The 19,757-nt window shown below is 70.2% G+C and carries 14 protein-coding genes and 1 tRNA gene; 10 read left to right on the forward strand and 5 right to left on the reverse strand.

Translation table 11 applies throughout. From position 1 onward, the window contains the following. Positions 1-144: 144 nt before the first annotated feature. Positions 145-2,877: a DNA polymerase I gene (polA, locus tag ACFRAV_RS07400; RefSeq protein ID WP_382552413.1), complete on the reverse strand. Its 2,733-nt coding sequence runs from the start codon at positions 2,875-2,877 to the stop codon at positions 145-147. A gap of 254 nt (positions 2,878-3,131) precedes the next feature. Here polA and ACFRAV_RS07405 point away from each other — a divergent pair, with 254 nt between their 5' ends. The 7 genes from ACFRAV_RS07405 (at position 3,132) to ACFRAV_RS07435 (ending at position 12,096) form a co-directional block, all read left to right on the forward strand. Continuing rightward, positions 3,132-5,411: an FdhF/YdeP family oxidoreductase gene (locus ACFRAV_RS07405; protein ID WP_382552415.1), complete on the forward strand. Its 2,280-nt coding sequence runs from the start codon at positions 3,132-3,134 to the stop codon at positions 5,409-5,411. Positions 5,412-5,512: 101 nt separating this feature from the next. After that, positions 5,513-5,965, forward strand: coding sequence for a hotdog fold thioesterase (locus ACFRAV_RS07410; protein WP_351117760.1), 453 nt, complete (start codon positions 5,513-5,515; stop codon positions 5,963-5,965). A 459-nt stretch (positions 5,966-6,424) separates the two neighbouring features. Continuing rightward, positions 6,425-7,654, forward strand: a complete 1,230-nt coding sequence (locus ACFRAV_RS07415) for a branched-chain amino acid ABC transporter substrate-binding protein (protein ID WP_382552417.1) — start codon at positions 6,425-6,427, stop codon at positions 7,652-7,654. Between the two features lie 110 nt (positions 7,655-7,764). Then, positions 7,765-8,694, forward strand: a complete 930-nt coding sequence (locus ACFRAV_RS07420; RefSeq protein WP_351117762.1) for a branched-chain amino acid ABC transporter permease — start codon at positions 7,765-7,767, stop codon at positions 8,692-8,694. 5 nt (positions 8,695-8,699) lie between these two features. After that, on the forward strand, positions 8,700-10,475 hold the full coding sequence (locus ACFRAV_RS07425) for a branched-chain amino acid ABC transporter permease (RefSeq protein WP_382552420.1): 1,776 nt from the start codon (positions 8,700-8,702) through the stop codon (positions 10,473-10,475). 5 nt (positions 10,476-10,480) lie between these two features. After that, positions 10,481-11,383 carry an ABC transporter ATP-binding protein gene (locus tag ACFRAV_RS07430; protein WP_382552522.1) on the forward strand — a complete coding sequence of 301 codons (903 nt, stop codon included), beginning with the start codon at positions 10,481-10,483 and terminating at the stop codon, positions 11,381-11,383. Beyond that, positions 11,380-12,096: an ABC transporter ATP-binding protein gene (locus ACFRAV_RS07435; RefSeq protein WP_382552422.1), complete on the forward strand. Its 717-nt coding sequence runs from the start codon at positions 11,380-11,382 to the stop codon at positions 12,094-12,096. Before ACFRAV_RS07430 ends, ACFRAV_RS07435 begins: the two co-directional genes overlap by 4 nt. 91 nt (positions 12,097-12,187) lie before the next feature. Here ACFRAV_RS07435 and ACFRAV_RS07440 read toward each other — a convergent pair whose 3' ends face one another. Continuing rightward, positions 12,188-12,838: a response regulator gene (locus ACFRAV_RS07440; protein ID WP_351117766.1), complete on the reverse strand. Its 651-nt coding sequence runs from the start codon at positions 12,836-12,838 to the stop codon at positions 12,188-12,190. Positions 12,839-12,935: 97 nt separating this feature from the next. Here ACFRAV_RS07440 and ACFRAV_RS07445 point away from each other — a divergent pair. Together ACFRAV_RS07445 and ACFRAV_RS07450 are read left to right on the forward strand one after the other, a co-directional pair. Next, positions 12,936-13,021 (forward strand) — tRNA-Leu (locus ACFRAV_RS07445). 79 nt (positions 13,022-13,100) lie between these two features. Continuing rightward, positions 13,101-13,883: a helix-turn-helix domain-containing protein gene (locus ACFRAV_RS07450; protein WP_382552424.1), complete on the forward strand. Its 783-nt coding sequence runs from the start codon at positions 13,101-13,103 to the stop codon at positions 13,881-13,883. 11 nt (positions 13,884-13,894) lie between these two features. Here the strand turns inward: ACFRAV_RS07450 and pyk are convergent, their stop codons facing one another. Both pyk and ACFRAV_RS07460 read right to left on the reverse strand, forming a co-directional pair. Then, entirely contained in the window at positions 13,895-15,319 is a 1,425-nt protein-coding gene (pyk, locus tag ACFRAV_RS07455) for a pyruvate kinase (protein ID WP_382552426.1), read from the reverse strand. Between the two features lie 111 nt (positions 15,320-15,430). Continuing rightward, positions 15,431-16,156: an SIMPL domain-containing protein gene (locus tag ACFRAV_RS07460; RefSeq protein WP_382552427.1), complete on the reverse strand. Its 726-nt coding sequence runs from the start codon at positions 16,154-16,156 to the stop codon at positions 15,431-15,433. 172 nt (positions 16,157-16,328) lie between these two features. On the opposite strand from ACFRAV_RS07460, the gene ACFRAV_RS07465 reads away from it, so the two are divergent. Beyond that, positions 16,329-18,149: a bifunctional metallophosphatase/5'-nucleotidase gene (locus tag ACFRAV_RS07465; protein ID WP_382552429.1), complete on the forward strand. Its 1,821-nt coding sequence runs from the start codon at positions 16,329-16,331 to the stop codon at positions 18,147-18,149. A gap of 130 nt (positions 18,150-18,279) precedes the next feature. Here ACFRAV_RS07465 and ACFRAV_RS07470 read toward each other — a convergent pair whose 3' ends face one another. Then, positions 18,280-19,689, reverse strand: coding sequence for a lysine N(6)-hydroxylase/L-ornithine N(5)-oxygenase family protein (locus ACFRAV_RS07470; RefSeq protein ID WP_382552431.1), 1,410 nt, complete (start codon positions 19,687-19,689; stop codon positions 18,280-18,282). Positions 19,690-19,757 lie beyond the last annotated feature (68 nt).

Genomic DNA, 19,757 nt, shown 5'->3' on the forward strand with positions numbered 1-19,757 from the left:
GGCGCGGGACCGCACCGGCAGGCCACTCGGCGCGAGACCCCACCGGCAGGTCCGCACACCGGCCGGGTCGCGCACCGGCGGGCCACCCGCACACGGTGGGCGCCCCGCCGGTGACCGTCCCGGGGCCGCTGCCCCGGGGGCCGGTCAGTGCGCCGCGGACTCCCAGTCGGGGCCGACGCCGACGGACACGTCCAGCGGCGCCCGCAGCGTGACCGCCCCGGCCATCTCGCGGCGGACCAGCTCCTCCACCGCCTCCCGCTCGCCGGGGGCGATCTCCAGCACGATTTCGTCGTGCACCTGGAGCAGGAGCCGCGAGGTCAGGCCGGCCTCCCGCAGCGCCGCGTCCACCTTCAGCATGGCGATCTTCACGATGTCCGCCGCCGTGCCCTGGATCGGCGCGTTGAGCGCCATCCGCTCCGCCGCCTCCCGGCGCTGCCGGTTGTCGCTGTTGAGGTCGGGAAGGTAGCGGCGACGCCCGAGGATCGTCTCGGTGTAGCCCGTCGCCCGGGCCTCCTCGACCACCCGGTGCAGGTAGTCCCGCACGCCGCCGAACCGCTCGAAGTACGTGTCCATCAGGGCCCGCGCCTCACCGGCCTCGATGTTCAGCTGCTGCGACAGACCGAACGCGGACAGTCCGTAGGCCAGGCCGTAGGACATCGCCTTGATCTTCCGCCGCATCTCGGGGTCGACCTGCGAGCGGTCCACCGCGAACACCTGGGAGGCGACCGTGTTGTGCAGGTCCTCGCCGGAGGCGAACGCCTCGAGCAGGCCCTCGTCCTCCGACAGGTGCGCCATCACCCGCAGTTCGATCTGGCTGTAGTCCGCCGTCATCAGCGACTCGTAGCCCGCGCCGACCACGAACCCGCGGCGGATGGCCCGCCCCTCGTCCGTGCGGACCGGGATGTTCTGCAGGTTGGGGTCGGTCGAGGAGAGCCGGCCGGTGGCCGCCACCGTCTGGTTGAAGGTGGTGTGGATGCGGCCGTCCGCGGAGATCGTCTTGATCAGGCCCTCGACCGTGGTGCGCAGCTTCGCCTGTTCGCGATGGCGCAGCATGATCACCGGGAGCTCGTTCTCGGTCTGCGCCGCCAGCCAGGCCAGCGCGTCCGCGTCCGTGGTGTAGCCGGTCTTGGTCTTCTTGGTCTTCGGCAGGCCCAGCTCGCCGAAGAGGACCTCCTGCAGCTGCTTCGGGGAGCCGAGGTTGAACTCGTGGCCGGCGGCCTCGTGGGCCTCCCGCACGGCCTGCTGGACCGCGCCGGCGAACATCTGCTCCATGTTCCGCAGGTGCTCGCGGTCGGCGGCGATGCCGTGCCGCTCCATGCGCGCCAGCAGCGCCGAGGTCGGCAGCTCCATGTCGCGCAGCAGCCCGGCGGCGCCCACGTCCTCCAGCTTGCCCTCGAAGGCGACCGCGAGGTCCAGCACCGCCAGCGCCTGCACCATCAGCGCCTCGGCCTCGGCGTCGTCGTCCGCGCCGAAGGCGAGCTGCCCGCCGGCCGCCGCGGCCGGGGCGAGCTCGCGGCCCAGGTACTCCAGCGACAGCGCGTCCAGGTCGAAGGAGCGGCGGCCCGGCTTCACCAGGTAGGCCGCGAGCGCGGTGTCCATGCTCACGCCCGCGACCGTCCAGCCGTGCTCGCCGAACAGCCGCATCGCGTGCTTGACGTTGTGGAAGACCTTGGGCCGCGCCTCGTCCGCGAGCCAGGCCGCCCAGGCCTTCTCGTCGGCCTCGTCCAGCTGCGACGGGTCGAACCAGGCCGCCTCGCCGCCCGAGGCGGCCAGCGCCACCTCGGCCACCGAACCCGCGCCCAGCGCCCACGCGCCGACCGCGGCCACGCCCAGCGGACCGTCCTGCCCGTGCTCCGCCAGCCACGGCGCCAGCTCGCCGGTGGACAGCACGGAGCCGTCCAGCTCGACGCCGCTCTGCGCGGCGGGCGAGGGGCCCTCCTCCTCCTCGGCGCCGGGGTCGACCGCGAACAGCCGCTCCCGCAGCGAGGGGTTCCTGATCTCCAGGGTGTCGAGGATCATCGCGACCGCCTTGCGGTCGTAGGCGGCGCGCTCCAGCGCGGGGACGCCCGCCGGCAGCTCGACGTCCCGGACCATCTCGGTCAGCCGGCGGTTCAGCTTCACCGACTCCAGGTGGTCGCGGAAGTTCTGCCCGGCCTTCCCCTTGACCTCCTCGGCCCGCTCGACCAGCTCCGCGAACGAACCGAACTGGTTGATCCACTTCGCGGCCGTCTTCTCGCCCACGCCCGGGATGCCCGGCAGGTTGTCCGACGGGTCGCCGCGCAGCGCCGCGAAGTCCGGGTACTGGGCGGGCGTCAGACCGTACTTCTCGAACACCTTCTCCGGCGTGAACCGGGTCAGCTCCGAGACGCCCTTGGTCGGGTACAGCACCGTGGTGTGCTCGGAGACCAGCTGGAACGAGTCGCGGTCGCCCGTGACGATCAGGACTTCGAAGCCCTCCGCCTCGGCCTGCGTCGCCAGCGTCGCGATGATGTCGTCCGCCTCGAAGCCGTCCACCGCGAACCGCCGCACGGCCATCGCGTCCAGCAGCTCGCCGATCAGCTCCACCTGGCCCCGGAACTCGTCCGGCGTCTTCGCCCGGTTCGCCTTGTACTCGGTGAACTCCTCGGCCCGCCACGTCTTGCGGGACACGTCGAACGCCACGGCGAAGTGCGTCGGCGCCTCGTCACGCAGCGTGTTCGCCAGCATCGACGCGAAGCCGTAGATCGCGTTGGTCGGCTGCCCCTGCGCCGTCGTGAAGTTCTCCACGGGCAACGCGAAGAACGCGCGGTACGCGAGGGAGTGCCCGTCCATGAGCATCAGCCGCGGACGCTCACCGGCGGGGTTCGTGTCGGTCTTCTTCGATGCTGTATCCACCACACCCCGATCCTGCCACGCCCCGCCGACAGCCGCGCCCACCTGCGGCAGACCGCGGCGCCTCCTCCACCGCCGCTCGAGCGCCCGTCACTCCTGACGGTGACGCCCAAGGCGGCTTGGCGGGCGTTGTCCACAGGTCTCGCGGAGGCTTGTCCACAGCCCTCCCGCGCCGTGGCGGCCCCGTGCAAGGATCTTGGAGACAGCCGGACCGCAGCCGGAGAGACCCCCGCACCACCGGTGCAGAAGAGGTGAGCGCCATGGCGAGCAAGCCCCCCGCCGCCGATCCCGCGCAGGACGCCCCCCGCGTCACCGACCCCAAGCACGCCGCGGCCGGGCTGCCCGCCCTCGGCCACACCCTGCGCATCGCCCAGCAGCAGATGGGCGTCCGCCGCACCGCCCTGACCCTGCTGCGGGTGAACCAGAAGGACGGCTTCGACTGCCCGGGCTGCGCATGGCCGGAGGGCGACAAGCGGCACGCCGCCGAGTTCTGCGAGAACGGCGCCAAGGCCGTCGCCGAGGAGGCCACCCTCCGCCGCGTCACCCCCGGGTTCTTCGCCGCCCACTCCGTCGCCGACCTCGCCGGCCGCAGCGGCTACTGGCTGGGCCAGCAGGGCCGCCTCACCCACCCCGTGTACCTCGCCGAGGGCGCCACCCACTACGAGCCCATCGGCTGGGACGAGGCGTTCGACGTGATCGCCGAGGAGATCCACGCCCTGGACTCCCCCGACCAGGCCGTCTTCTACACCTCGGGGCGCACCAGCAACGAAGCGGCCTTCCTCTACCAGCTGTTCGCCCGCGAGCTCGGCACCAACAACCTGCCGGACTGCTCCAACATGTGCCACGAGTCCTCCGGCTCCGCCCTGACGGAGACCATCGGCATCGGCAAGGGCAGCGTCAGCCTCGAGGACCTCCACCAGGCGGACCTGATCATCGTCGCCGGGCAGAACCCCGGCACCAACCACCCGCGCATGCTCACCGCCCTGGAGAAGGCCAAGGCCGCCGGCGCGAGGATCATCAGCGTCAACCCGCTGCCCGAGGCGGGGCTCGAGCGGTTCAAGAACCCGCAGACGCCCAAGGGCCTCACCACCGGCACCGCCCTCACCGACCTGTTCCTCCAGATCCGCATCGGCGGCGACCAGGCCCTCTTCCGCCTCCTCAACAAGCTCGTCCTGGAGACCGAGGGCGCCGTCGACGAGGACTTCGTCCGCGAACACACCCACGGCTACGAGGAGTTCGAGAAGGCGGCCCGATCCGCCGACTGGGAGGAGACCCTCGCCGCCACCGGTCTGACCCGCGAGGAGATCCAGCGCGCCCTGGACATGGTCCTCGCCTCCGAGCGCACCGTCGTCTGCTGGGCCATGGGCCTGACCCAGCACAAGCACTCGGTGCCCACCATCCGCGAGGTCGTCAACCTCCTGCTGCTGCGCGGCGCGATCGGCCGGCCGGGTGCCGGCGTCTGCCCCGTGCGCGGGCACTCCAACGTCCAGGGCGACCGCACCATGGGCATCTTCGAGCGTCCCGCCCCCGCCTTCCTCGACGCCCTGGAGCGCGAGTTCGGCTTCGCCCCGCCCCGCCACCACGGCCTCGACGTCGTCAACGCCATCCGCGCCCTGCGCGACGGGGCCGCCAAGGTCTTCTTCGCCATGGGCGGCAACTTCGTCGCCGCCACCCCCGACACCGACGTCACCGAGAGCGCGGTACGGCGCGCCCGCCTCACCGTCCACGTCTCCACCAAGCTGAACCGCTCGCACGCCGTCACCGGCGCCCGCGCCCTGATCCTGCCCACCCTCGGTCGCACCGAGCGCGACCTTCAGGCGAGCGGCGAACAGTTCGTCACCGTCGAGGACTCCATGGGCATGGTGCACGCCTCCCGCGGCCGCCTCGCGCCGGCGAGCCCCCACCTGCTCTCCGAGCCCGCCATCGTCTGCCGCCTCGCCCGCCGCGTCCTGGGCGCCGCAAGCAGCACCCCCTGGGAGGAGTTCGAGAAGGACTACGCCGCCGTCCGCGACCGCGTCGCGCGCGTGGTGCCCGGCTTCGAGGACTTCAACGCCCGCGTCGCGCGCCCCGGCGGCTTCACCCTCCCGCACGCCCCGCGCGACGAGCGCCGCTTCCCCACCGCCACCGGCAAGGCCAACTTCACCGCCGCGCCCGTCGAGTTCCCGCAGATCCCCGAAGGGCGGCTGCTGCTGCAGACCCTGCGCTCCCACGACCAGTACAACACCACGATCTACGGCCTCGACGACCGCTACCGCGGCATCCACGGCGGCCGCCGCGTCGTCCTGGTGCACCCGGAGGACGCCGCCGAGCTCGGCGTCGCCGACGGCTCCTACGTCGACCTGGTCTCCGAGTGGAGCGACGGCGTGGAGCGCCGGGCTCCCGGGTTCCGGCTCGTGCACTACCCCACGGCGCGGCGCTGCGCCGCCGCCTACTATCCGGAGACAAATGTCCTCGTACCGCTGGATTCCACCGCGGATGTCAGCAATACCCCGGCCAGCAAGTCCGTGGTGATCCGTCTGGAACAATCCCGAACCGACTGAGCGTTTGCTCAGGCGCAGCCGTTCCGGCGTCGCCACCCGAGGCGCCGGTCCCCGGCGGCACCACCGCACCAGGTCTCCCCGAACGAATTGGAGCCGGCCCCATGGGCGAGCAGAACACCGTGAAGTTTCCGCAGGAAGTCCTCGACGAGTACGCCAGCCTCGGCGTCGACCTGCCCGCCCTCTTCTCCGCCGGGGCCCTCGGCAACCGCATGGGCATCGACATCCTGGAGGCCTCCGCCGAGCGCGTCGTGGGCACCATGCCGGTCGAGGGCAACACGCAGCCCTACGGCCTGCTGCACGGCGGGGCCTCCGCGGTCCTCGCGGAGACCCTGGGCTCGGTCGGCTCGATGCTGCACGGCGGCCCTGCCAAGATCGCGGTCGGCGTGGATCTCAACTGCACGCACCACCGCGGCCTCCAGTCCGGTTCCGTCACCGGCGTCGCCACCCCCGTGCACCGCGGCCGCTCCACGGCCACCTACGAGATCGTGATCAGCGACGAGCAGGACCGCCGGGTCTGCAGCGCCCGCCTCACCTGTCTCCTGCGCGACGCCTGACGCCGCAACCCCTCCCAAACCCCTCCCCCGCACGACCCGAAGGCGCCCGGCCGTATACGGCCGGGCGCCTTCGCGGTTTCCGAAAGTAACGCAGTGTAACTTTCGCAAAAAGAATGCATGGCGCATTCATCTATCTCGGGTTCTCGGGGCGACAACGATGTCAGGTAATGAGTCAAAACGAAAAGACACCTGAACACCGAACGGCTCCTGTCTGCGATTTCTCAACATGTGGACCGGCTGAATCCGCCGGAATTAACCTCTTCCACCCACTCCTTACCGCTCTGCATTACCTCGTGTCATAACAAGAGCGTCACAGCATTGGTCAGGCACTCCTCCCTATAACCACCTCCCGCCTAGAGTCACCGCCAGTCACCGCGCCGTGGGAACAGCAAATCCGCCCAGCGCCTCGACTCGGCCGCGCTCCGGACCGGAACGGCCGTGCCAGGGAAAGGACACAACGTGCGTCAACGTCTCCTCGCACTGACCGCCGCGCTGGCGGCGGGAGCACTCACCCTCACCGCCTGCGGATCGCGCGACGAAGGCGGCAAGGGCGGCGACTCCGGCGGCGACGTCAAGGTCGTCATCGGCCTCGACGCCCCGCTCAGCGGCGACCTCTCCGCGCTGGGCCTCGGCATGAAGAACTCCGCCGACCTCGCCGCGAAGATCGCCAACAAGAAGAAGTTCGTCGAAGGCGTCACCTTCGAGGTCCAGCCCCTCGACGACCAGGCCCAGCCCGGCGTCGGTGCGCAGAACGCGCAGAAGTTCATCAGCGACAAGACCGTGGTCGGCGTCGTCGGCCCGCTGAACTCCAGCGTCTCGCAGCAGATGCAGAAGCCGTTCAACGACGCCGGCCTGACCCAGGTCTCCCCGGCCAACACCGGCACCGAGCTCACCCAGGGCGACGGCTGGAAGACCGGCGACTCGGTCCGCCCGTTCAAGACCTTCTTCCGCACCGCCACCACCGACGAGGTCCAGGGCGCGTTCGCCGCCGAGTACCTCTACAACGAGGCGGGCATCAAGAAGGCGTACCTGATCGACGACCAGAAGACCTACGGCGCCGGTCTCGCCGCCTCCTTCAAGGCGAACTACACCAAGCTCGGCGGCAAGATCGTCGGCTCGGACCACATCAACCCCGACGACCGCGACTTCAACGCCGTCGTCACCAAGATCAAGAAGACCGGCGCCGACGCCCTCTACTACGGCGGCGAGTACCCGGCCGCCGCTCCCCTGAGCCAGGCGCTCAAGGACAGCGGCCAGGACATCCCGCTCATGGGCGGCGACGGCATCTACTCCGGCGAGTACCCGAAGCTGAACAAGAAGGCCGAGGGCGACCTCGCCACCTCCGTCGGCGAGCCCGTCGAGAAGCTCGACTCCGCCAAGGAGTTCCTCGCCAACTACGAGGCCGAGGGCTACGAGGACGCGTACGAGGCCTACGGCGGCCTCACCTACGACGCCACCTGGTCCATCATCGAGGCCGTCAAGCTGGCCGTCGAGGGCAACGACGGCAAGCTCCCCGACGACAGCCGCAAGGCCGTCCTGGACGCGATGAGCAAGATCAAGTTCGACGGCGTCACCGGCCCGATCTCCTTCGACGAGTTCGGTGACACCACCAACAAGACGATGACCGCCTACAAGGTCAAGAGCGGGGCCTGGGCCTCCGAGTTCAGCGGCGCTCCCGAGCTCGGCTGACCCACCGCAGGCCATCAGGCCGGCACCACGCATTGACCTAGGCCGCGCGGGCGCGCCCACCAGCGCTCCCGCGCGGCGCCATATCCGAACCACCCAACGGAGGCCCTGCGGTGCACGAACTGCCGCAACAGCTGGCCAATGGACTCATCCTCGGCGCGATGTACGGACTCATCGCGATCGGCTACACGATGGTCTATGGCATCGTCCAGCTCATCAACTTCGCCCACGGCGAGATATTCATGGTCGGAGGCTTCGGGGCGCTCACCGTCTACACGGCCCTGCCCAGCAGCCTCGGCCTGATCACCGCCATCCCCCTGATGATCCTCGGCGGCGTGATCGTGTCGGTCCTCGTCGCCGTGGCGGCGGAACGGTTCGCCTACCGCCCCCTGCGCACCGCACCCCGACTGGCCCCCCTCATCACCGCCATCGGCCTCTCCATCGCGCTCCAGCAGCTCGTCTGGATGGGATACCCCGACGCCAAGAAGGACGTGCCCTTCCCCCGCTTCGAAGGCGACGCCCTCAGCATCCTCGGCGCCCACATCCAGCGCGGTGACCTGTTCGTCCTGATCGCCGCACCGCTGTGCATGATCGCCCTCGGGTTCTTCGTCAACAAGACGCGCACCGGCCGCGGCATGCAGGCCACCAGCCAGGACCCCGACACCGCGAAGCTGATGGGCATCAACACCGACCGCATCATCGTCATGGCCTTCGCCATCGGTGCCGCGTTCGCCGCCGTCGCCGCCGTCGCCTACGGGCTCAAGAACGGCCAGATCGGCTTCCGCATGGGCTTCCTCATGGGCCTCAAGGCGTTCACCGCCGCCGTCCTCGGCGGCATCGGCAACATCTACGGCGCCATGCTCGGAGGCGTCGTCCTCGGCGTCGCCGAGTCCCTCGCCACCGGCTACATCAGCGAGATCCCCGGCATGGAACTCTTCGGAGGCGGCGGCTGGAAGGACGTGTGGGCCTTCGCCCTCCTCATCATCGTCCTCCTGGTCCGGCCCCAAGGCCTGCTCGGCGAACGCGTCGCGGACAGGGCGTGATATCGATGAACAGCAACGACACCAGCCCGCTCATCCCGCTGCCGGCCTCCACGGCACGCGTCGTCACCCTCGCCGGCGCCGTCCTGGCCCTCGCCGGCACCTTCCTGCCCTGGACCTGGACCAGCGCCTTCCCCGGCGACCTCACCGTCACCGGCTACCCCGGCGGCCTCCAGGTCCTGACCCTCGTCGGCGCCGTCCTCACCCTGCTGTTCACCCTCTCCGGATACCGCATCCGGGGCCTCGCCTGGCTCACCCCCGGCGGCACCAACAGCCCCGTCCGCCTCGCCGCGCTCAGCGTGTTCGGCGTGACCGGCTACGCGATCGGCGCCATCAGCTACGAACTCGGCGGCATCGTCAACCTCGAGCCCGGCGGCTGGGTCGCCGGCGCAGGCGCCCTCCTCGCCGTCATCGGCGCCCTCGCCCTCCCCGCCGACCAGCCCCACGACGACGACACCGACGCCTGGGGCAGGTTCCGCAACGCGTTCTCCGCGCCCGACCCGGCCCGCGCCAAGGACCTCCCCGCCTGGGCCGAGATCCTCGTCATCACCGCCGCCTTCGGCATCGGCCTGTGGATCTTCGCCTACGGCATCGCCACCGAGTACTCCGAACTCTTCATCGGGTTCGTCGTCCTCGCCGCGTTCGGCTTCGCCGCCGTCCTGCGCGCCGGACTCCTCAAGCGGCTCTCGGCACTCACCGCCAAGCACCGCACCGTCACGCTCACCGCGGCCTTCGCCGCCGCCATCTGCTTCCCCTTCACCCAGACCAACGACCAGTTCGCGCTCATCGGCGCCAACATCCTGATCTTCGCCACGGTCGCCCTGGGCCTCAACGTCGTCGTCGGCCTCGCCGGCCTCCTCGACCTCGGCTACGTCGCCTTCCTCGGCGTCGGCGCCTACGCCGCCGCCCTGGTCTCCGGCTCCCCGCAGTCGACCATCGGCGTCCACTTCCCCTTCTGGGCCGCCGCCCTCACCGGCGTCGCCGCGTCCCTGATCTTCGGCGTCCTCATCGGCGCTCCCACCCTGCGGCTGCGCGGCGACTACCTCGCCATCGTCACCCTCGGCTTCGGTGAGATCTTCCGCATCACCGTCAACAGCCTCAACGGCACCAGCGGACCCGACGTCACCAACGGCTCCAACGGCATCCCCAACATCCCCGACCTCGAGCTCTTCGGGTTCAACTTCGGGCTGCCGCACGACGTCCTCGGCTTCCAGCTGACCCGCCCCGGCAACTACTACCTGCTGATGCTCCTCTTCACGGCGATCGTCGTGATGGTCTTCCGCCGCTCCGCGGAATCCCGCATCGGCCGCGCCTGGGTCGCCATCCGCGAGGACGAGACCGCCGCCACCGCCATGGGCATCAACGGCTTCCGGCTCAAGCTGCTCGCCTTCGCCCTCGGCGCCGGCCTCGCCGGCCTCGCCGGCTCGGTCCAGGCCCACGTCTCCTACAGCATCACGCCCGAGCAGTACCAGTTCGCCGGCTCCGTGCCGCCCAACTCGGCCTTCCTGCTCGCCGCCGTCATCCTCGGCGGCATGGGCACCATCAGCGGCCCCCTCATCGGCGCCGCCCTGCTCTACCTCATCCCGGCCAAACTCCAGTTCATGGCGGAGTGGCAGCTGCTCCTCTTCGGCATCGCGCTCATGCTCCTCATGCGCTTCCGCCCCGAAGGCCTGGTCGCCGACCGCCGCAAGCAGCTGGAGTTCCACGAGACCGGACAGACCGACGTACCGGACGACGCGACGCTTCCCGAGGGCGCCACCGGCGTCGCCAAGGCAGGGGCGTGACCGCCATGACCACCACCAGCACCACCACCGCAGCGACCACCACCAAGGTCCTCGACGTCACCGGCGTCACCATGAAGTTCGGCGGCCTCACCGCCGTGCGCGACGTCAACCTCACCGTCAACAGCGGTGAGATCGTCGGACTCATCGGACCCAACGGCGCGGGCAAGACCACCTTCTTCAACTGCCTGACCGGCCTCTACGTCCCCACCAGCGGCACGGTCAGGTACAAGGACACCGTCCTCCCGCCGAAGCCCCACCTGGTCACCAAGGCCGGCATCGCCCGGACCTTCCAGAACATCCGGCTCTTCGCCAACATGACCGTCCTGGAGAACGTCCTCGTCGGCCGCCACACGAGGACCAAGGAAGGCCTCTGGTCGGCCCTCCTGCGCCTTCCCGGCTTCAAGCGGGCCGAGGAGGAGTCCCGCGAGAAGGCCATGGAACTCCTCGAGTTCGTCGGCCTTGACCACAAGGCCGACCACCTCGCCCGCAACCTCCCCTACGGCGAGCAGCGCAAGCTCGAGATCGCCCGCGCCCTCGCCAGCGAGCCCGGCCTCCTCCTCCTCGACGAGCCCACCGCCGGCATGAACCCCGCCGAGACCCGGGCCACCGAGGATCTCGTCTTCGCCATCCGCGACCGGGGCATCGCCATCGTCGTGATCGAGCACGACATCCGGTTCATCATGAACCTGTGCGACCGCGTCGCCGTGCTCGTCCAGGGCGAGAAGATCGTCGAAGGCCCCGCCGAAGTCGTCCAGCGCGACGAACGCGTCATCGCGGCCTACCTCGGCGAACCCTACGAAGACACCACCGCCGCCGACAGCGCCGCACCCGCCCCCGCACCCGAGGCCCCCCAGGCCGACGGCACGGACCGGGGCGACGCCGGAACCGGCAAGGAGAACGACCGATGACCGCACTCCTCGAGGTCGAGGACCTCCGCGTCGCCTACGGCAAGATCGAAGCCGTCAAGGGCATCAGCTTCAAGGTCGACGCCGGCCAGGTCGTCACCCTCATCGGCACCAACGGCGCCGGCAAGACCACCACCCTGCGCACCCTGTCGGGACTCCTCAAGCCCAGCTGCGGCAGCATCCGCTTCGAGGGCAAGGACCTCAGCAAGGTCCCCGCGCACAAGGTCGTCAGCCTCGGCCTCGCCCACTCGCCCGAAGGGCGCCACATCTTCCCCCGCATGTCCATCGAGGACAACCTGCGGCTCGGCGCCTACCTCCGCGACGACAAGGCCGGCATCGCCAAGGACATCCAGCGCGCCTACGACCTCTTCCCCATCCTCGGGGAACGCCGCAGGCAGGCCGCCGGAACCCTCTCCGGCGGCGAGCAGCAGATGCTCGCCATGGGCCGCGCCCTGATGTCGCAGCCCAAGCTGCTCATGCTCGACGAGCCCTCCATGGGCCTCTCGCCGATCATGATGCAGAAGATCATGGCGACCATCACCGAGCTCAAGTCCCAGGGCACCACCATCCTGCTCGTCGAGCAGAACGCCCAGGCGGCGCTCTCCCTGGCCGACCAGGGCTACGTGATGGAGGTCGGCAAGATCACCCTCACCGGCAGCGGCCGGGAACTCCTCCACGACGAGTCCGTCCGCAAGGCCTACCTCGGCGAGGACTGACCCTCCACGTCACGCGACGAGGCCCGTACCCCTGGACGTTCAGGGGTACGGGCCTCGCCCTTTGCTGCTCACGCGCCGCGCGTTCTCGGTCTCAGCCGCGGCCGGCCTTCTTCTCCTCGGAGTCCGCGATGACGGCCTCCGCGACCTGCTGCATCGACATCCGGCGGTCCATCGACGTCTTCTGGATCCACCGGAACGCGGCCGGCTCGCTCAGCCCGTACTCCGTCTGCAGGATCGACTTCGCCCGGTCCACCAGCTTGCGGGTCTCCAGCCGCTGGGAGAGATCGGCGATCTCCTTCTCCAGCTCCTTCATCTCCGTGAAGCGGGACACCGCCATCTCGATCGCCGGCACCACGTCACTCTTCGAGAACGGCTTCACCAGGTACGCCATCGCACCGGCGTCCCGCGCCCGCTCCACCAGCTCGCGCTGGGAGAACGCGGTCAGCATCAGCACGGGGGCGATCGACTCCTCGGCGATCTTCTCCGCGGCGGAGATGCCGTCCAGCTTGGGCATCTTCACGTCCAGGATCACCAGGTCCGGCCGGTGCTCCCGCGCCAGCTCCACGGCCCGCTCGCCGTCCCCGGCCTCACCGACGACCGTGTAGCCCTCCTCCTCCAGCATCTCCTTGAGATCCAGCCGGATCAGGGCCTCGTCCTCGGCGATCACCACACGGGTGGTCTGCGGGGGCACGTGGGACTTGTCGTCGTCTTCAACGGGCTGCGGGGACTCGGGGGCGGTCACGCTGGCTCCTCGGCGCTCAGGGCAGGGTACTGCTGCCGTGCAGCCTACCTAGGTGCGGGTTCGCTACGTGAGTCGGTACACTCCTAGCGGTCGACCTGCCGGGTTGGCGGAATGGCAGACGCTGATGTCTCAAACACATCTGCCCGAAAGGGCGTGCGGGTTCGAATCCCGCACCCGGCACCAACAGGGCGGGCGTTTCACTTTCGAGTGAACGTCCGCTTTCTGCTGCTCGGCGTGGCCGTCGGTGACGGACAGTGCGGGCATGGAACAGCACTGCTCTTCGATTCGGTCCGAGGCCGTCGCACTGATGCGCCAGGGCGTCCCGAACCGCGTCGTCGCCGAACGCTTGGGCGTGCCTCGTGGCACCGTCGGCTGGTGGCGCAGCGAGGACCGAAGGGCTCTCGGCGAGGTCTACCACCGTCCCCTCATGGACTGCCCGCGCTGCACGGGCAGGAGCTTCGACGAAGTCGCCTACGCCTACCTGCTCGGGCTCTACCTGGGCGACGGACACATCGTCTCCAAGGACAAACAGCACCACCTGTCGATCTACTGCGACGAGAGGCAGACCGGGATCATCGCCGCGGCCGAGGACGCGATGCGGAAGGTGATACCGGAGCCGCGTACCGGGCGCCGCCGGAAGACCGGCTGCGTCGAGGTGAAGTCCTACACGCGGCACTGGGTGTGCATGTTCCCGCAGCACGGGCCCGGCAAGAAGCACGACCGCACGATCGCCCTGGAACCCTGGCAACAGGCAGTGGTGGACGCCCGTCCCTGGGAGTTCGTCCGCGGGCTGATCCACTCGGACGGGTGCCGCATCACCAACTGGACCACCCGCGACGTCGGCGGGGAGCGAAAGCGGTACGAGTACACCCGGTACCTGTTCGCCAACAAGTCCGACGACATCCGGCGGCTGTTCACCGACACCCTGGACAGGGTGGGGGTCCGCTGGACCGTGCTGGCCAGGGCCGGGCTGCCCTTCAACGTCTCCGTCGCCCGCAAGGCGTCCGTCGCGCTGATGGACGCCCACGTCGGCCCCAAGTACTGACCCCCGGGCGGTCAGTCCACCCCGATGTGGTGGACACGCACCAGGTTGGTGGTGCCGGAGACCCCGGGCGGGGATCCCGCCGTGATGACCACGGTGTCGCCCTTGGCGCAGCGCCCGTACTTCAGCAGCAGCTCGTCGACCTGGTCGACCATCGCGTCGGTGGAGTCGACGTGCGGTCCGAGGAACGTCTCCACGCCCCAGGTGAGGCTGAGCTGGGAGCGGGTGGCGGGCTCGGGGGTGAAGGCGAGGACCGGGATCGGGGACCGGTAGCGGGCGAGCCGGCGCACGGTGTCGCCGGACTGGGTGAAGGCGACGAGGAACTTGGCGCCGAGGAAGTCGCCCATGTCCGCCGCGGCGCGGGCCACCGCCCCGCCCTGGGTGCGCGGTTTGTTCCGCTCGGTCAGCGGGGGCAGCCCCTTGGCGAGGATGTCCTCCTCTGCCGCCTCGACGATGCGCGCCATGGTGCGCACCGTCTCCACGGGGTACTTGCCGACGCTGGTCTCGCCGCTCAGCATGACCGCGTCCGTGCCGTCGATGACGGCGTTGGCGACGTCGGAGGCCTCGGCGCGGGTGGGGCGGGAGTTGTCGACCATCGAGTCGAGCATCTGGGTGGCGACGATGACGGGCTTGGCGTTGCGCTTGGCGAGCTTGATGGCCCGCTTCTGCACGATCGGCACCTGTTCCAGGGGCAGTTCGACGCCCAGGTCGCCGCGGGCGACCATGATGCCGTCGAAGGCGGCGACGATCTCCTCGATGTTCTCGACCGCCTGGGGCTTCTCGATCTTGGCGATGACGGGGAGCCGGCGGCCTTCCTCCTCCATGATGCGGTGGACGTCCTTGACGTCGAGCGCGCTGCGGACGAAGGAGAGGGCGATGACGTCGAAGCCGGTGCGCAGCGCCCAGCGCAGGTCGGCCTCGTCCTTGTCGGAGAGGGCGGGGACGGAGACGGCGACGCCGGGGAGGTTGAGGCCCTTGTGGTCGGAGACCATGCCTCCGTCGACGACGACGGTGTGGATGAGGGGGCCTTCGATGCGGCGGACCTCGAGGGTGACCTTGCCGTCGTCGACGAGGACGCGTTCGCCGACGGCGACGTCGTTGGCGAGGCCGTGGTAGGTGGTGCCGCAGCGGTGGCGGTCGCCCTCGGCGCCGGGTTCGACGCTGATGGTGAAGGCGTCGCCGCGCTCGAGCAGCACGGGGCCTTCGCGGAAGCTGCCGAGGCGGATCTTGGGGCCCTGGAGGTCGGCGAGGGTGCCGACACTGCGGCCGGTGTCGTCGGCGGCCTGGCGCACGCGCCGGTAGCGCTCCTCGTGTTCGGCGTAGCTGCCGTGGCTGAGGTTGAAGCGGGCCACGTCCATGCCGGCGTCGACGAGTGCCTTGACGCGGTCGTAGGCGTGGGTGGCGGGCCCCAGGGTGCAGACGATTTTTGCTCGGCGCATGGTTCGACCCTAGGGCTTACCGGCGGGTAGGCCGTTCGTGTTGGCGTTCTGTTCAACAACCTGCACGGCAACTGTGGTTGAGGTGAATGAGGGTTCGATATCGGGACCGGTTCAGAGAGTCGGCGGGGCCATGGTGAAACGGGCGTTGACGTTCGCGCGGACGTGCTGGCGGCGGGGTTCGAGGGCGAGGGCGGGCTCCTCGGCGGCTCCGCGGGGAGCTCCGGGAGCGGCGGCCGGTGCGCCGAAGCCGGGCCGGCCGCCGCGCGGGGCGGTGCCGGTGTCGGCGCCGATGTCGGCGATGTCGATGACGCCGGTGAGGGTGGTGCCGAGCGCCTCGGCGTATTCGCGGGCGCGGACGACGGCTTGACGGACGGCCTCCTGGCGGGCACGGCGGTGGGCGGGCGAGTCGGGGCGCAGGGACCAGTGGGGGCCGTGGACGCTGGTGTGGTCGAGGTCGGCGAGGCGGGTGGTGAGTTCGCCGAGGACGGTGAAGTCGGTGATCTCGGCGGTGAGGGTGACGCGGCCGTTGTAGGCGCGGATGCGTTCGCCGCGGCCGCGCTGGGCGGTCTCGGGGGTGATGGAGAGGGTGCCGGTCTCGGTGTGGGCGACGGCGTCGCCGTAGGTCTTGAGGAGTTCGAGGGCGGCGTTGTTGCGCCGGGTGAGGTTGCCGACGGCGTCGCGGCGGTCGGTGCCGCGGGCGGTGACGGTGAGGGTGATGCGGGCGACCTCGGGGTCGACCTCGAGGTGGGCCTCGCCGCGGACGGCGACGCGGGGGTGTTCGGCGGTGGGGCCGGTGACGGGGAGGGGCGTCGCTTCGGTGGCGGGTTCGGCGCTCATGGGCGTCACGGTGTCAGGCGCGGGTGCCGGTTGCCGGGTTTTGGCTGGTCGCTTACCGGATCGCAACCTGGCGGATCTGTCGGCGACGGGGGCGCGTGGTGAAGAATCTACGCGCGTTGGCATTGAGCGTTGGGCTTGTTGTCCGGAAGTGTTGTCGGGAAGGTGCGGGAGCATGGCGTTGGATCGCCGGAAGTTTCTGAAGAAGTCCGCTGTGACGGGTGCGGGTGTGGCGCTGGCGGGAGGTGTGATGGGGGCTCCGGCCGCTCAGGCGGCACCGGTGGCGGCCGTCGACGCCCAGGGTCGTCCGGGGAAGCGTTTCTCCCTGACGGTGATGGGCTCCACCGACCTGCACGGCAACGTCTTCAACTGGGACTACTACAAGGACGCCCAGTACAAGGACGCGGCGGGCAACGCGCTGGGTCTGGCGCGCATCTCCTCGCTGGTGAAGGAGGTGCGCGAGGAGAAGGGCGCCGGGCGGACGATGCTGATCGACGCCGGTGACACCATCCAGGGCACCCCGCTGACGTACTACTACGCCAAGGTGGACCCGATCACCGCCGCGGGCGGTCCGGTGCACCCGATGGCGCGGGCGATGAACAAGATCGGCTACGACGCGGTCGCGCTGGGCAACCACGAGTTCAACTACGGCATCGAGCTGCTGCGGAAGTTCGAGTCGCAGTGCGACTTCCCGCTGCTGGGCGCCAACGCGGTGGACGCGACGACGCTGAAGCCGGCGTTCCCCCCGTACTTCCTCAAGTCCTTCCACGTCCCCGGTTCGGCGCGTCCGGTGAAGGTGGCGGTCCTGGGTCTGACGAACCCGGGCATCGCGATCTGGGACAAGGCGTACGTGCAGGGCAAGCTGAAGTTCCCGGGTCTGGAGGAGCAGGCCGCGCTGTGGGTGCCGAAGCTGCGGGCGATGGGCGCGGACGTCGTGATCGTCTCGGCGCACTCGGGCACCTCGGGCACGTCCTCGTGGAGCGACCAGCTTCCCTACGTGGAGAACTCCGCGGCGAACGTGGCGCGGCTGGTTCCGGGCATCGACGCGATCCTGGTGGGTCACGCCCACAAGGAGATCGCCGAGCTGCGGGTGGTGAACGAGGAGTCGGGCAAGGAGGTCGTGCTGTCCGAGCCGCTGATGTGGGGTGAGCGGCTGTCGCTCTTCGACATCGAGCTGGTCTTCGACAAGGGCCGCTGGTCGGTCGAGTCGGTGAAGGCGTCGCTGCGCGACTCCAAGAACGCGGTCGAGGACCCGCAGATCGTGGCGCTGCTGCAGGAGCAGCACGACGCGGTCGTGGAGTACGTCAACCAGGTGGTCGGCACGGCCACGGTGACGCTGACGACGGTGGAGGCGCGGTACAAGGACGAGCCGATCATCGACCTGATCGCGAAGGTGCAGGAGGACGTGGTGAAGGCCGCGCTGGCCGGCACCGAGTACGCCTCGCTGCCGGTGGTGGCGCAGGCGTCGCCGTTCTCGCGGACGTCGGAGATCCCGGCGGGCGAGGTGACGATCCGGGACCTGTCGAGCCTGTACGTGTACGACAACACGCTGGTGGCGAAGGTCCTGACGGGCGCGCAGCTGAAGGACTACCTGGAGTTCTCGGCGCTGTACTACGCGCAGGTCGCCCCGGGCGCGCCGGTGGACGTGAACACCTTGACGAACGCGGGGAACCGTCCGGACTACGCGTACGACTACGTGTCGGGCGTGAGCTACGACATCGACATCGCGCAGCCGGCGGGTTCGCGGATCAAGAACCTGACGTTCGAGGGCGCGGCGGTGCCGGCCGACAAGAAGTTCGTGATGGCGGTGAACAACTACCGGGCGAACGGCGGCAGCGCGTATCCGCACGTGGCGTCGGCGCCCGAGGTGTGGGCGGAGTCGACGGAGATCCGGACGCGGATCGCGGAGTGGGTGACGGCGAAGGGTGTGCTGGACCCGAAGGACTTCGCGTCGGTGGACTGGCGTCTGACGCGGGACGGCGTCCCGGTCTTCTAGGTCCAGTGGTGCGGGGCCGGGCTGCGGTCCGGTCGGCGGCGTCGGCGGGTTCCCCGCCGGCGCCGTCGGCGTTTCCTGACTCTCCCCCCGTGCTCCGCCGTACTCCTCCGTGCTGCTCCGGGCGGGGTGGTCAGCACAGGCCGAAGGTGGTGAAGGCGGTGCGCCGGGGCAGCCGGTAGACCTCCTTGCCGGTAAGGGTGTTGAGGATGGTGGCGCTGCGCCAGGCGACGAGGCCGAGGTCGGGTGCGCCGACGCCGTGGGTGTGGAGTTCGGCGTTCTGGACGTAGACGTGGCCGGTGATGCTGTCGTCGAGGCGCAGCCGGTAGTGCTCGTCGATCTGGGGGCGGCCGGCGTTGTCGCGGCGCAGGTGGGGGGCGAGGCCGGTGAGGAGGGGGTCCAGGGGGCGCTGGCGGTAGCCGGTGGCGAGGACGACGGCGTCGGTCTCCAGGGTGGCGCGGGTGTGCTGCTGGGTGTGTTCGAGGCCGAGGCGGACGGTTCCCTCGGTGGTGCGTTGCGCGGTGTGGACGTGGACGGCGGGGGTGAGGTGGGTGTCGGGGCGGCCGCCGTCGAGGGTGCGGCGGTAGAGCTCGTCGTGGATGGCGGCGATGGTGTCGGTGTCGATGCCCTTGTGGAGCTGCCACTGGCCGGCGACGAGCTGGTCGCGGACGGGTTCGTCGAGCTGGTGGAAGTAGCGGGTGTAGTCCGGGGTGAAGTGTTCGAGCCCGAGCTTGGAGTACTCCATGGGGGCGAAGGCGGGGCTGCGGCCGAGCCAGTGGATGTTCTCCAGGCCGGCGGGGCGGTGGCGGAGCAGGTCGAGGAAGACCTCGGCTCCGGACTGTCCGGTGCCGATGACGGTGACGTGCCGGGCGGCGAGCAGGGTGTCGCGGTGGTGGAGGTAGTCGCCGGAGTGGACGACGGGGGTGCGCGCGTCGTCGGTGAGGGCCCGCAGGGGTTCGGGGACGTGGGGTTCGGTGCCGATGCCGAGGGCGATGTGGCGGGCCGGGGTGCGGTGGCGGCTGTGGGGCCGGCCGTCGGGGTCGAGGCGGGTGTGGTCGACCTCGAAGAGGGCGCGGCGGGGGTTCCAGCGGATGGTGTCGACCCGGTGGCGGAAGTGGAGGCCGGGGAGGCGTTCGCTGACCCACCGGCAGTAGGCGTCGTACTCGGCGCGGTGGATGTGCCAGCGTTCGGCGAAGTAGAAGGGGTAGAGCCGGTCCTTGGCCCTGAGGTGGTTGAGGAAGCTCCAGGGGCTGGCGGGGTCGACGAGGGTGACCAGGTCGGCGAGGAAGGGGACCTGGAGCGTGGTGCCCTCGATGAGGAGGCCGGCGTGCCAGTCGAAGCCGGGGCGGCGTTCGTAGAAGGCGGTGTCGAGCTGTTCGAGGGGCTGGGCGAGGGCGGCGAGGGAGAGGTTGGCGGGGCCGATGCCGATGCCGACCAGGTCGCGCGGTGAGGTTCTCCCCCAGACTTCGTCCGGGGGCACCCCCACCTGCTCGGGAGCGGCCGGGAGCTCGCGGGCGGTGTCGTCCGGTGCGGGGTGTGTCATGGGTGGTCGTCCTCCGTGGGGGTCCGGAGTGCTAACGACCACGGGGGTGCGGGGACGCGGGCGGCCGG

Origin of the sequence: Streptomyces sp. NPDC056600 (assembly GCF_042792855.1) — a bacterium.
In the GTDB taxonomy this organism is placed as follows: Bacteria; Actinomycetota; Actinomycetes; order Streptomycetales; family Streptomycetaceae; genus Streptomyces.

What these genes read in the sequence shown, in the direction of transcription:
- ACFRAV_RS07405 (WP_382552415.1), top strand. Translation starts at nt 3,132, where the DNA reads ATGGCGAGCAAGCCCCCCGCCGCCGATCCCGCGCAGGACGCCCCCCGC.
- ACFRAV_RS07410 (WP_351117760.1), top strand. Translation starts at nt 5,513, where the DNA reads ATGGGCGAGCAGAACACCGTGAAGTTTCCGCAGGAAGTCCTCGACGAG.
- ACFRAV_RS07425 (WP_382552420.1), top strand. Translation starts at nt 8,700, where the DNA reads ATGAACAGCAACGACACCAGCCCGCTCATCCCGCTGCCGGCCTCCACG.
- ACFRAV_RS07430 (WP_382552522.1), top strand. Translation starts at nt 10,481, where the DNA reads ATGACCACCACCAGCACCACCACCGCAGCGACCACCACCAAGGTCCTC.
- ACFRAV_RS07435 (WP_382552422.1), top strand. Translation starts at nt 11,380, where the DNA reads ATGACCGCACTCCTCGAGGTCGAGGACCTCCGCGTCGCCTACGGCAAG.
- ACFRAV_RS07450 (WP_382552424.1), top strand. Translation starts at nt 13,101, where the DNA reads ATGGAACAGCACTGCTCTTCGATTCGGTCCGAGGCCGTCGCACTGATG.
- pyk (WP_382552426.1), bottom strand. Translation starts at nt 15,319, where the DNA reads ATGCGCCGAGCAAAAATCGTCTGCACCCTGGGGCCCGCCACCCACGCC.
- ACFRAV_RS07460 (WP_382552427.1), bottom strand. Translation starts at nt 16,156, where the DNA reads ATGAGCGCCGAACCCGCCACCGAAGCGACGCCCCTCCCCGTCACCGGC.
- ACFRAV_RS07465 (WP_382552429.1), top strand. Translation starts at nt 16,329, where the DNA reads ATGGCGTTGGATCGCCGGAAGTTTCTGAAGAAGTCCGCTGTGACGGGT.
- ACFRAV_RS07470 (WP_382552431.1), bottom strand. Translation starts at nt 19,689, where the DNA reads ATGACACACCCCGCACCGGACGACACCGCCCGCGAGCTCCCGGCCGCT.